8 protein-coding genes are annotated in these 13,576 nt (G+C 39.8%); all 8 read left to right on the forward strand.

Going from position 1 to position 13,576, the window contains the following annotated elements; translation table 11 throughout:
* Nucleotides 1-8: 8 nt before the first annotated feature.
* Entirely contained in the window at nt 9-284 is a 276-nt protein-coding gene (locus tag AACZ88_RS07975; RefSeq protein ID WP_339708702.1) for an ATP-dependent Clp protease adaptor ClpS, read from the forward strand.
* A 642-nt stretch (nt 285-926) separates the two neighbouring features.
* Entirely contained in the window at nt 927-1,478 is a 552-nt protein-coding gene (locus AACZ88_RS07980) for an RNA polymerase sigma-70 factor (RefSeq protein ID WP_339708704.1), read from the forward strand.
* A 100-nt stretch (nt 1,479-1,578) separates the two neighbouring features.
* Nucleotides 1,579-2,739: a FecR domain-containing protein gene (locus AACZ88_RS07985; protein ID WP_339708706.1), complete on the forward strand. Its 1,161-nt coding sequence runs from the start codon at nt 1,579-1,581 to the stop codon at nt 2,737-2,739.
* A 148-nt stretch (nt 2,740-2,887) separates the two neighbouring features.
* Nucleotides 2,888-6,637, forward strand: coding sequence for a SusC/RagA family TonB-linked outer membrane protein (locus AACZ88_RS07990; protein WP_339708708.1), 3,750 nt, complete (start codon nt 2,888-2,890; stop codon nt 6,635-6,637).
* 18 nt (nt 6,638-6,655) lie between these two features.
* On the forward strand, nt 6,656-8,512 hold the full coding sequence (locus tag AACZ88_RS07995; protein WP_339708710.1) for a SusD/RagB family nutrient-binding outer membrane lipoprotein: 1,857 nt from the start codon (nt 6,656-6,658) through the stop codon (nt 8,510-8,512).
* A 203-nt stretch (nt 8,513-8,715) separates the two neighbouring features.
* On the forward strand, nt 8,716-9,762 hold the full coding sequence (locus tag AACZ88_RS08000) for a carbohydrate-binding family 9-like protein (RefSeq protein ID WP_339708712.1): 1,047 nt from the start codon (nt 8,716-8,718) through the stop codon (nt 9,760-9,762).
* Nucleotides 9,763-9,961: 199 nt separating this feature from the next.
* The gene (locus AACZ88_RS08005; protein WP_339708714.1) at nt 9,962-11,902 is read left to right on the forward strand and encodes a glycoside hydrolase family 97 N-terminal domain-containing protein; all 1,941 of its coding nucleotides are present in this window, start codon (nt 9,962-9,964) and stop codon (nt 11,900-11,902) included.
* Nucleotides 11,903-11,959: 57 nt separating this feature from the next.
* A complete protein-coding gene (locus tag AACZ88_RS08010; RefSeq protein WP_339708716.1) occupies nt 11,960-13,465 on the forward strand; it encodes an alpha-L-fucosidase in 1,506 nt (501 codons plus the stop codon).
* Nucleotides 13,466-13,576 lie beyond the last annotated feature (111 nt).

Below are 13,576 nucleotides of genomic sequence, written 5' to 3' on the forward strand. Positions count from 1 at the left end.
GTATCACTATGAGCACTAAAGAAAAAATATCGGAAGAGCTGCTTTTAGAGGAAAAAGTAGTGAAACAGAATGAAATTGTACTTTTCAACGATGAGGTCAACACTTTTGATCACGTCATTGAAACATTGATCGCGGTTTGCGATCATACCCCGGAACAAGCCGAACAATGCTCTTTGATTGTTCATTACAATGGCAAATGCACTGTGAAGACGGGAGAGTACAATGATTTGGAACCACAATGCAGTGGATTGCTGCAAGCTGGGCTGAGTGCTGAAATCGTTTAGTGTAAAAGCTGAATATAAAACATGGTTTTATACACTCTGTAGCGACTCCCATCCTACCAAAATATTTTTGGTAACCAAAAGGTATTCCCAATTTCTAATAAAAATCTTTTATTCTTTTACAGCGACATTTTGGGCTGTCGTCGATTAAAAAATATCGATGTAATCTTCAAGTGGTCAATTGTCGATAGAAAAAGTCAGTGTTTGTGAGGCAAGAAAGTGGTAGAAATAACATAGTCTCCATGAAGCTGGTGAATTGTAATCATCGGGAATTCGCAATTATATGTGATACTATCTTAAATAAAGTCTGAAATTCTATTATTTTTGCAGGGTAAATGAGAAAATGAGAGGTTTTCGATTTTCTCCTTATATGACCTTTGCTATATTCCGTCTATAAAATTATTCCTGTTTCCATCGTTGAAAGATGACGCACTGAGTCGTTTGATAGCAATTCGTATGTTTTTTTCATTGCTTTCAAAATAAAAGTGATACTTGGGGTGTTTAGCATAGAAAGAATCTATAGGTCAGGGTTGTCTTTATGGATTATAGTTCGAGATAATGGTAAGATATACGCTTTATTTTTTTCAACGCCTAACGTTGAATGTTCTCTGCCTAAAAGTATTCGTGGTAATAATTGTGCGATGAATGGGGCTATCAAAAAAACATAGGATCAGTTCGGGTGATTTCAACTTGTTGTTCAATACTTTATTTACACCTCTTTGTTTGTTTGCGAACAAATTTGTGAACGATATTGAGATTTCTAAAGATATTGTTCAAGAAGTCTTTGTACGGGTATGGAATAAAAAAATTGAATTTAATGACCAATTGGTGATTAAATCGTACCTGTACTCCTCGGTTAAGAACAAATCACTGGATTATCTTAAGAGTAAACATTTCAAGGCCAAATCAGATATAAAGATCGAGGAGTTGAAAAAAGTGGAAGCCAATTCCTTTTTTTTACGTGAAGTAATGCTCTCGGAAACTTATGAGATAATTGCTGCAGCCTTGGATAAGTTGCCTTTAAAGTCTAAAGAGGTGACCAAATTGAGTATTTCGGGGTTGTCAAATCAACAAATTGCCGAAGAACTTGATATTTCGGTTAATACCGTAAAGACCCAAAAACGTATAGCTTATCAAAAGTTAAGAACCGTTTTGAAAAAAGATTATTTCTTTTTTTTAGCATATTTTTTGGTCTAAGTTAAAAAAAACTTAATTTTTTTTCACCCTCTTTACCATTTCTCTCGTCTTAGTAAAAAACGGCTTGAATTTGATAGCACATTCAAGTCAATAGAGGCATATGGAGTATTTAAGAAAAGTGATATTATTGGCCAGGTCGATTGCCGCAAAAGTTTTGAACGAAGAACAAATCGATGAGGCGCCTTTAAAGGAGATATTTACTGATGAAGAGAAGAATCATATCCTTTCCAGAATAAGTGACAAATCGTCTTTAAAAGCATATCAGCAGACGAGAAGCGATTTAAACAAGGATAGGGATGAGCAATGGAAAAAGCTCGAGTCACTGTCCGTAAAGAAGTCCAAAGTTATTTCTTTGAAATTTGTCGTACGTTTTGCTGCCGCATTTATTGGGTTAGCCATACTGTCAGGCTATTTGTTTTATCAGATTTCGGGTGTTTCGGATACTACGGTTCAAATTCCTGAGAACGTCATTACATTAGAACTTGAAGATGGTACGATTCAAATTATTGACCCCCAAAAGGAAAACAGAATAACCAATGTCAAAGGTGAAGTGATCGGGGTTCAAAATAAAGATTCGATAAGTTACAAAACGGCATCTGCTGGAGAAGAACTTGCATATAATGTGCTTAACGTACCCTATGGGAAAAAATTTCTGATTGCACTATCCGATGGCACATCGGTGCACTTGAATGCAGGCTCTTCATTGCGATATCCCATAAAGTTCTTAAAAGGCCATAAGCGGGAAGTTTTCTTAGATGGAGAAGCCTATTTCGATGTAGTTAAAGATAAAGAACATCCTTTCTTGGTTAATACGGGTGCGTTGAACATTGAAGTATTGGGTACCAAATTCAACATATCATCGTATGAAGAGGACCCCCAAGTAAATACTGTGGTGGTTTCTGGTCTTGTAAAGGTATATGGCGATGTTTCGAAAAACAATGATTTGGTGACACCCGGTCGTATGGCATCTTGGGATAGGCTTACGGAGCAAACGATTGTCTCTGAAACTGATTTGGATTTACACGTAGGATGGATAGCAGGAAACTTGGTATTTAGGAGAACCACTTTTGGGGCAATGATAAAAAAATTGGAACGATTTTATGATGTTGAGATAACCAGTACAAATGAGGCGCTAAATGAAACTGTGTTCAGCGCCTCTTTTGACCTGAATATAGAAAGTATTGATCAGGTCTTGAACTATGTGTCTAAAAATTATCCTTTTACCTATACCAAGGATCAAAATAAGATAAATATAAATTGAATAAATAATCCTAAAAACGAAAACCGTATGAAATAAAAGTAATGCAAATCTTTTGTAAGGGACGCCAAGTATATGCGAGCAAAGGCATAAGGCTTCTCAAACTAAGTGAATTATGATTTTATATAACTTAAATTAACTAAACCGAGAAATGAAAGAAAAGAAAAAAGGCGCTCTAAGCCTAAACCTTTTTAACTTTGGTCTAAAAATGAAGCTAACAACGATACTCTTAATTGTTTCGCTTTTTAAAATTCAGGCCAATACGTATTCACAAAACACAAAAATAACTCTCAACTTACAGAACGCAAGCCTAGAACAGGTTTTCAATGAAATTGAAGCAAAGACCGAATTCAGGTTTTTATATAATAATGACGAGGTAAATCCCGATCGAAAGGTGTCCGTTAATGTTAATAAAAAACGGATTACCGCGATATTGCGGGAAATTTTTCAGGGTACTTCTATAGCCTATGAAGTATTCGATAACCGCCAAATCGTTTTAAGTGGAACAAAAGCGAAACAACTAACGTCTAAGGTTACTAGTAAGGTCGGCATGACCATTCAGAATCAAGTAACCGGTACGGTGGTCGATGAAGACGGTGTTCCTTTACCAGGTGTAAATGTCGTTGAAAAAGGTACTTCCAATGGTACATCGACCGATTTTGACGGTAATTATGTTATTGCCGTACCTAACACCGCCACTTTGGTATTTTCTTACTTGGGCTTTAAGACCGCTGAAAGAGCAGTTGCCGGGCAGGCAACAATTAAGGTTTCAATGATCGAAGATTCTGAGCAATTGGGTGAAGTTGTTGTAACCGCCTTGGGTATTAAGCGTGAGCAAAAAGCCTTGGGTTATGCAATGACAGAAGTTAAGGGGGAAGAATTGGCGCAGACCAATACAGTCAATCCTGTTGCCGCTTTACAAGGTAAAGCTGCCGGTGTAAGTATCGGTGGTTCCGATGGTGGACTTTTTGGAAATAGTAAGATTCAAATTCGTGGGGTATCTACATTGAACTCCAATAACAACCAACCTATTTTTGTCATCGATGGGGTTATTTTAGACAATAACACCTCTGGGGCGAGTGCGGATTGGAACGCAAGTGCCAACGACTATGGTAATATTTTGAAAAACCTGAACCCAGACGATTATAAAAGCGTTTCTATTCTGAAAGGTGCCGCAGCAACTGCCTTGTATGGTTCAAGGGGTATTAATGGGGTGGTATTGATCGAATCAAAAGATGGTGCCAACGCCAGGGGCATCGGGGTTTCTATAAAACATTCGTTAGGTATCGACCGTGCGTTTAAGCAACCGGCTTTGCAAAATGAATACGGTCCGGGTACATTGGCCGGTTATGTTGATTACGGTTTAACCGATACCAATGGTGATTTCTATCGTTTTGATAACTCGCAATTCTACTATAATGAGCAAGGTATGCGAACACTTGTCAACCATGCTGGTGGAGGTTTGGGTTATGGTCCCAGGTTTGATGGAGCGCCTATTGAAGATTACGATGGCAATACCATTCCCTACAGTGCGTCGAACAATAACATGTTAGACGTTTATGATACCGGAATCAACTCGAATACATCCGTATCGTTAAGCGGTGGAAATGAAAAAGGAAATTTCTACCTATCCGATTCTTACAATTTGAGAACAGGGGTTATGCCCGATAATAGTTTTAGAAGAAACTCTTTGTTATTATCCGGATCTTATGAATTGGCGCCATGGTTACGGGCAAATGCTTCGATATCGTTTACCAATTCAAGTTCGAAAAATCCACGAAACGATATTTCACAAGGCTTTTTTGACGGTACTTTCGAGCGAATTTACAATACTGATAAATACACCCAGCAACAGTACTGGCAAGCGCCACACGGTGGTGTGCCAAGCTCTAATTTTGGGGATGATTACGCAAATGTACCGAACAGCGGACTTTGGTTCGGCTATTACAATACCGATCAGGTTAACGAAGAACAAGTTACCCGACCTGTGGTTCGGTTGACCGCAAATGTTACCGACTGGTTGACCATTGCTGCGGAAGGAAACATGAATCATTATACCACGCGATATGAGAATAAGCAATTGGGAAGTGGTTTTGCAAATGAAGGGGGATACTATGAACTTAGACATGATGAAGATATTAGTAAAACAGGGAAGTTGACATTCAACTTTACGCCTAAAATTTCAGATAACTTTACCGCCCAGATACTGGTAGGAGGGGAAATCTGGAATCAGGAAAAATCGAATACCAGAGTGCGAACAGATGGAGGACTGGTCGTTCCCGGGAGATTCTATTTAGACAATTCTAAGCGAACCAAGTTGTCTGAGGGTGGCATTTCCGCTACGAAACAGATCAATTCGCTGTATTTTCTATCTAGTTTTGGATATAAAGAACAACTTTTCTTAGATATCACGGGTAGAAATGACTGGTCATCGGCGTTGGTCTATACGAATGGTGAGGGTAACTATTCTTACTTTTATCCATCGGTATCGACTTCATGGGTTTTTAGTGAAACCTTTGGAAAATCGAATTGGTTTACTTTCGGTAAGTTGCGTGCCTCTTGGGCGCAAGTAGGTAGTGATACGAGTCCGTATACTATTAATAGGGGGTATGGTTTAAGCACTTATGAATTGCCAGACGGAAACTTTGTTTACAAAAACTCGGTAAACAGTACTACCGTAGATAGAAATATCAAGCCAGAACGTAAAAACTCATTTGAAGTAGGGGCCGATGTGCGTTTCTTCAATAACCGACTTGGTATCGATTTGGCATACTATGATGAAACGATTACCGATCAGATCGGGTCTATTCCGTTGCCATCTGTTTCTGGGTATAGTAACCTTTTTACCAATATTGGAACATTGTCAAATTATGGTATCGAGCTTAGTGTTACGGGTACGCCGATAAGAACTGCCGATTTTGAATGGAATACCACTTTCAATTATTGGAATAACACGACCAAGATACAGGAAATGCACGAAGATCTTGGGGAGTACAAAAGCCTTGGAGGAGACATAGGTTACGGAAATTTCCGTATTGGCTCAGTAGCATTTGAAGGCGGCGAGTATGGTGTGCTTTATTCCGACAGTAGTCCTAAATTGTACCAAGCTATGGACAATAGTGGAAACGAAATCGATGACCCGAACAATGGGAAGAAGGTTTTGGTTTGGAGTGATTCTAGACGAGGCGCTTACTATGAAAGAAGTTATGAAGCAGAAGAAGTTGGGAAGATACAGCCAGATTTTGAAGGTTCGTTTAACAACGAATTTAACTATAAAGGAGTATCGTTGTCTGTTTTATTGGATGCTCGATATGGCGGACATATTGCTTCTTACTCGAGCAGATATGGTACGGCCTATGGATATTTGGAAGAATCATTAAGAGGTAGGGATGCAGAGCATGGTGGTGTTCCATGGACTTCAGCATATGACGATACGCAAGGACAACGCTTCGTAGATGGTATCATTCCTGATGGTGTTTTTGCCGATGGTCAACAAGTTACGGCGCCAAGCGGTGCGACCGTTGATGTTGGTGGTATGACTTATCAAGAAGCATTTGAAGCGGGTCATGTTGAACCTACGCATGCGAGTTACTATAACTATTTCATCAATTCATGGGGTAGTGGGGTTGTCAACGACGATTGGTTTACTGAGTTGAAGTATATAGCCATTAGAAATATATCATTGGGTTACAATTTGCCTAAATCTTTTAGTGACAAATTGGGTGCAAAGAATTTCTATGTCGGTATAAACGGAAGAAATTTAGGATACCTGTATAATTCAATGCCGAATGATATAAATCCTGAAAGCTTTAGGGGTACAACAAGTACCGAATCTTTTAGAGAGCGTTCTTTTAGCCCTTATATAGCTAGTTATACTATGACAATTTCGGTTGATTTTTAAACAAAAAAATTGAATAAAATGAAAGAAATATATAAAACATTATTAATCCTTTTAACGGTGCTTGCCGTTGGTTGTGACGCAGATGATTTTGCCGAACTAAACAGCAATCCGTCAGAACTTGCCGAACCTGATGTCAGGTTTTCGATAACCCAGGCGGTGCAAAGTATGTATAGCAACGATTATACGGTTTGGTTCTATACTAATTTTGATTACGTTTTTCCGTGGAGTCAATTGACAACTGCCGCGGTCGATGGTGGTAACACAGAAGCCTTCGTTGAAATGGGACCTACCGGGGGCCAGAGTATATACCCAGGGCTGTATGCCAATACTAGGGATATTCGAACGCGCATCGATGCACTTCCAGAGGAGGAAAAGGCAGAAAGGGAGGCTATGAAAGCAATGACCTTTCCGATTCAGATTCAACCGGCACTTACCATTACCGATCATACAGGGTCAATGGTTTATACTGAAGGAGCCTTGGCACCATATACAACACCACCTTTGATTACTCCGGCATATGATACGCAAGAAACCCTTTATAATACTTGGTTGGAAGAATTGGATTTGGCTATTGTCGGTCTGACGGCCCCGAATCAGTTTAATATTGGCAATCAAGATGTAATTTATAATGGTGATTATGAGAAGTGGGCAAAATTTTGTAACCTTTTAAAACTCAAGATTGCCGCTAGACTTGTTAATAAAGACAGGGCTAAGGCTTTGGCTATAGCCGAAGAAGTGGCAAACTCTTCCGTTGGTTACATGAACGCTTTGAGTGACGATTTCATTTACAAAAGAGATGTGAATTACCGAGGTACCGGAAATGGTCAACAACCAGGTATTGGTGGTAAGAACATTATCGATTTTATGATTGAGAACCAGGATCCTAGGGTAAGGGTAATTTATGATAAGAATGACTTCAATGGTGAAGTAGTTCAAGCCTTTATCGACGCTGGTAAAGCTTTGCCTCCTTATGTAGAACAATATGTTACACTTGATGGAGATGGCAATTTTGAGGGGTGGTCTGGTCCTGGAGAGCCATGGGTGCGTTATGCCGGTGTTCCGCTTTCACCTGATGAAACCTTTGCAAGTGAAAACAATGTCTATTTCAATCAAGGTGAACTTTACAGAATCACTGCTGATGGTATTGAGAAGACTTATGTCGCAACTTCCGATTATACCGAGCGAATTACCCGTACCGGGTATAGCTTTACCTACCCAACAAAGCCAGGGGGCCGTGTGATTCAAATTACCGATAATTTCCCTCCTTTAGAGGTGGTATTGGGATCTTCTGCCGAAACAAATTTGTATTTGGCAGAATTCAAATTATTGGGTGCGAATATACCAGGCTCTGCTCAAGATTATTTTGACCAAGGCGTTCGTCTTTCTGTCGAAAGAATCGATTTGTTGGGTGAAAATAGTGGTTTACCTTACTATGAGTCAGACCCTGTCTATGAAGATGGAGATATGGCTGAAGCCGCTTCAACAAAGCTAAAAGCTGGTGAAATCGATGCGTTATTGGCGCAACCCGCCTATGATTTGAGTGTTGACGGATTGGAAAAGGTATACATTCAGCAATATATCAATTTTGCAGCCACGCCTAATGATGTTTGGACCACTGTACGTCGCTCTGGAATTCCAGAAACGGGTAGTTCCTATTTGCCAAGGGAAAGCTTTTTGGCTTCTGGATCTGAGTTGACCATACCACGCCGTTTTGTAGTGGGAACACCTACTGAAGATGATAAGAATTATGCCAATACGGTACAAGCTATGGAAGAGCAAGGCTTTTCTACAGGTACGAATGATCCTGCAGTGCTGAATTCTGAAAGACTTTGGTTCGACCAAGAAAACCCCGATTATGGGGCTGGGCCTAAATAGTAGATGGGCTCAGTAATAAAATGCCGCTCGATTTTATTGGGCGCATATGTTTGAGTTAGTTGTTGAAAAGCCATTTTTTATAAAAATGGCTTTTCCTTTTTTAAGAAATTTATTTCGGTTAGCCTTACATTTCCTATTGATGCTATAAATTTGTTGGCAACCGGAAACGTAAAATAAATTAAAGTTTAACTAAAATTGTTCTAGTGAATAGTAGAAAAAAATATTACGTGATATATATACTGTTTTGTGTGGGATTCTTCGTTCGAGCACAGCAGGTGCCAAGAAGTTATGTTGCGCATCGTGTAAATAGTATAATCGAAGTTGATGGCAAGGCAAACGAAAAATCTTGGAAAAACGCCGAATGGTCTGAACGCTTTATTGATATAGAAGGTGATAAAGAACCGACATATAAAACCCGAATGAAAATGTTATGGGACGAAACGTATCTTTATTTTTATGCCGAAATGGAAGAGCCACACGTCTGGGGTACACTCAAACAAAGGGATACCGTTATCTTTTATAATAACGATTTTGAAATATTTATTGATCCTGATGGAGACACCCACGACTATATGGAATTTGAAATGAACGCATTGAACACGGTTTGGGAACTCTTTTTGACAAAACCTTATAGAAATCACCCTAAAGTGATTGATGGTTGGGATATCAACGGACTGAAGACAGGGGTAGATATCAGCGGCACGTTGAACGATTCAAAAAACACTGATAAGGGGTGGTCGGTAGAAATTGCAATGCCTTGGGAAGCGTTAAAAGAGGCGAATACGCATGGTAAGCTCCCAATAAATGAGTTTTGGCGTATCAACTTTTCAAGGGTCAATTGGGATTTTGATATGGAAGATGGCCGTTACTCAAGAAAAAAAGGAAAAGATGGTAAGTTTCTTCCAGAATATAACTGGGTGTGGTCGCCGCAAGGGGTAATAAATATGCACGAACCAGAACATTGGGGATATGTGTATTTTTCGGATAAGCCTGTTGGAACAAAAGTTTCATTTGCGATCCCTGAAGATGAACATATAAAATGGTTCCTTTATGAAAAGTATCGGGAAATAAACCGATTAGACGATAAAAGCAATAGTGAACTGGAGCCAAAGGCAATTTTGGGCAAAATGATAAGTCCGCAATTGGAAATACATTCTTTGGGGTGGAATATTACGGTTAAAAGCCCTTTTACAGAAAACATATTGTCCATACGTGAAGATGGGAAGTTTGTAAGTAAGTCAAAAAAATAATTTTGTTGTTAAGACGGATAAGGGGCACGTTACTATAACGTGCCTTTTTTTTAGGAAGGCTTTGCGTTTACCCAGATTCAAAGCAGAATTGATTAAATTTTACGTAAATAGCATCGAATATAACTCAAAGATTGGATAAATTTGATCGGGTTCACTGTGTTTTGAGTGCTCCCATAACAGAATCCAATCCTCTATTCTTATGAAAATGCACATAGTTACTTCCAACTTATTTATTGAAAATTTTTACCGTTCGATGGTATTTCTTATGCTTTCGGCAATGATTATTTCTTGTTCCGATGTCAAAGAAAAAAAGGAAACGGCAGTGCAGAGTCCTGATGGTCGCTATGTGCTGAGTTTTAAAATTGATGAAGAAAGGGGTCCCACCTATAATGTCAGCTTTATGGGGAAAGAAGTTATCGGTACTTCGGGACTGGGTTTTGAAATGGGGGCTGCACAAAGTACCACAGCCGATATTCGAATCGATAAAATCGAAACGAATGCAGTGGATTCTAGCTGGAAACCTGTTTATGGTGAAAGAAACGAATATCTTGACAAATATCACGAAGCATTGATTGTATTAACCGGTGAGGGTACCACATATAATCTCAGAATTCGCGCTTACAACGAAGGGGTAGCGTTTCGATATGAATTTCCACAACCCGAAGGTAAGATAGTAAAAGAACGTACTGAATTTTCGTTGTCTCCTTCGGCAACAGCCTGGGCCTCTTTAAGAGCCCAAAGTCCAATAGAAAAAATTAAAGTTTCAGAAATTGATTCGGTGGTTGAAAGACCTTTATTGATGCAGCTAGATGAATCTTTATTTGCTGCCATCGGGGAAGCTGCTTTGGTTGATTATGCACGAATGAAATTTATGGGGAAGTCGGGTCGGCCGGGGACCTTGGTATCCCAATTGGACAGTGAGGTGAATCTTGGGGGTGTGGTAGATAAGACCCCATGGCGTTTTGTAATGGCGGGAGAAACCCCAGGGGAATTACTAGAGAATAATTATTTGCTGTTGAACTTGAATGAACCGAATAAAATTGAAAATACTTCATGGATAAAACCGGGAAAAGTAATACGGGAAACAACACTTACCACACAAGGCGGTATGGCCTGTGTAGATTTTGCGGTCAAACATAATCTTCAATATATAGAGTTTGATGCCGGTTGGTATGGCAATGAATACGATGATGCATCAGATGCCACGACCATAACGGTCGATCCAAAGCGCTCTAAAGGACCACTCGATTTGTTGAGTGTTATAGATTATGCGCGTAGCAAAGATATAGGCGTCATTTTGTATGTAAATAGAAGAGCACTGGAAAAACAATTGGATGAAGTACTCCCCCTTTTGAAGTCATGGGGCGTTAGCGGTATCAAATATGGTTTTGTAAACGTTGGCTCGCAAGAGTGGACAAGTTGGCTCCACGATGCGGTGCGTAAAGCTGCCGATCATGGTTTGATGATCGATGTTCATGATGAATACCGGCCTACGGGTTATTCGAGAACGTATCCCAATTATATGACCCAAGAAGGTATTCGTGGCGACGAGGAGTCTCCTGATAATTCGATGGTCACAAAAACGCTATTTACAAGAATGATTGCCGGCGCCGGCGATCATACAAATTGCTATTTTGCACCTCGGGTCGATGAAAAGATGGGCTCTCATGCCTCACAATTGGCAAAAGCCGTTTGCATTTATAGTCCATGGCAATTTTTATATTGGTACGATCGTCCTGAGGGTTCAAAACCAGAAGAAGAGGGTGCCGGGGGTAGCAAAGATTTTATTCAGGAAGTGCCTGAACTCAAATTTTTTGACGCTTTGCCTACGGTCTGGGACGATACCAAGGTTGTTGACGGATATCCCGGCAAATATGCCATTGTGGCAAGAAAAAGTGGAAGTGATTGGTTTGTTGGCGCTATTAATGGCGATGATGAAAGAACGGTCGCTATATCTTTTGATTTTCTGGATGATGATAAAACCTACGAAGCCACAATTTATACAGATGATGCGGGCAGTACCACGGTTACTAAAGTTTCTATTGCAAATAAAAACATAATGGCAACCGATGTTGGTGATTTTAAATTACTGCCCAAAAACGGTTTGGCGATTCATTTAAAAATTGCGGACAAAAATTAGTATTGTTATGTCCCTCCTTGGAATACGAACGATACAAAACTTCAAGTTGATAATAGAATGAAATTTATAAGCCAACATTATCTTTTAATTGTTCTTTTAGGATTGCTCTTTTCTTGCAATGATTCTGAAAATAAACTCAATAAATCTAACATTGAACTTGCTAAACCAAGTGCAAAACAACTTGCGTTTGCCGATTGGGAGGTAGGTGCGTTTTTGCACTTTGGCTTAAATGTATTCACAGGGCAGGAACATGGTGACGGAAAGGAGTCACCGCAACAGTTCAATCCAACGGAGTTGGACGCGGAACAATGGGTCTTGGCGGCAAAGGCCTTGGGAGCAAAATATGCTTGTTTGACGGTGAGGCATGAGGGTGGCTTTTGTTTGTGGCCATCAAAAACTACCGATTACACCATTGCTAATAGTCCATATAAAAACGGAAACGGTGATATTGCCCGGGAGTTTGTTGACGCTTGTCGTAAGCACGATATGAAAATTGGGTTTTATCATACATCAAGTCATGATGCCCATGCTGGATTGAGCTGGTACGACGGTTATATAGGCTGGGCCGATAATCGCGATTCTTTAATGAATATAGCATTTAAAAGACCGGGGCTAAAAGAAAGATATAAACAAGTGCAACAAGAACAAATGCGCGAATTACTAACTGATTATGGCCCTATCGATTTTATGTGGTCCGATCACTGGGGGGCACCGGGCACTGAGGATATTTGGAACCCTATTACCGATTTAGTAGCCGATTTACAACCCAATATGGTTTTTATGGGACCTGAAACATGGGTGCCCGGCAATGAATCGGGTCTTGTGGTATATCCTATGTGGAATGCCGTAAGTACAATTGATGGCACGAATTATAGCCGACCTGCGGCAAATTCAAAAGATGCATCGGTTGAAAATGACTATGGACTATTGGAAACGGAAGTTAGAACAGGAAATCCGTATGGTAAGTTCTGGCGTGTGCGGGAATGCACTACTCATTGGGCTTTTCATGAAGGTGGCTGGTTTTGGCATCCAGAGGTTACGCTGCCGCGTTCGTTGTCGGAACATGTAGACCTGTACTATAGAACAGTGGGGCTAGGTGCCAATACTATCATTAATCTTCCTCCTGATAATCGAGGGCTGATTCCTGATACAATCGTTACGGCAGCCAAGATGTTCGGAGATGAAATTAAAAAACGGTTTTCTTACCCTATTGCCGAATGCGATTCAGTCAAAAAGGGAAATGTTATAGAACTTAAATGGGAGAACACGAAGACAATAAACACAGTTGTCCTAATGGAAAATATCGCCAACGGACAACGAATAGCAAAATATACCTTGGAAGCTTTTGTTGAAGGTTTTTGGGTGGTGTTGGAGCCGGTAAACCATTTTTCCATTGCAGACCCACCATATAATCCTAATCCTGGTTATGAGACAATTGGCCATAAAAAAATAGATAGGGTGGTGTCTGTAAAGACAAACCGTCTTAGGTTTCGTTGTCTGAAATCAGTAGTGGGAGTGCCGGAAATAAGAAAAATGCAGGTTTTTAATATTGACCATTTTTGAATAAATTCCACTCCATTTAATAATCACGTCGAGTAATAATGGCTTTGCTTTATTATATCATATCCACTAATTTAACCTGACATTAGAATTTTAATATCCAAATTTATACTT

This window comes from uncultured Kriegella sp. (assembly GCF_963975415.1).
Lineage (GTDB): Bacteria > Bacteroidota > Bacteroidia > Flavobacteriales > Flavobacteriaceae > Kriegella.

What these genes read in the sequence shown, in the direction of transcription:
- AACZ88_RS07975 (WP_339708702.1), top strand. Translation starts at nt 9, where the DNA reads ATGAGCACTAAAGAAAAAATATCGGAAGAGCTGCTTTTAGAGGAAAAA.
- AACZ88_RS07980 (WP_339708704.1), top strand. Translation starts at nt 927, where the DNA reads ATGGGGCTATCAAAAAAACATAGGATCAGTTCGGGTGATTTCAACTTG.
- AACZ88_RS07985 (WP_339708706.1), top strand. Translation starts at nt 1,579, where the DNA reads ATGGAGTATTTAAGAAAAGTGATATTATTGGCCAGGTCGATTGCCGCA.
- AACZ88_RS07990 (WP_339708708.1), top strand. Translation starts at nt 2,888, where the DNA reads ATGAAAGAAAAGAAAAAAGGCGCTCTAAGCCTAAACCTTTTTAACTTT.
- AACZ88_RS07995 (WP_339708710.1), top strand. Translation starts at nt 6,656, where the DNA reads ATGAAAGAAATATATAAAACATTATTAATCCTTTTAACGGTGCTTGCC.
- AACZ88_RS08005 (WP_339708714.1), top strand. Translation starts at nt 9,962, where the DNA reads ATGAAAATGCACATAGTTACTTCCAACTTATTTATTGAAAATTTTTAC.
- AACZ88_RS08010 (WP_339708716.1), top strand. Translation starts at nt 11,960, where the DNA reads ATGAAATTTATAAGCCAACATTATCTTTTAATTGTTCTTTTAGGATTG.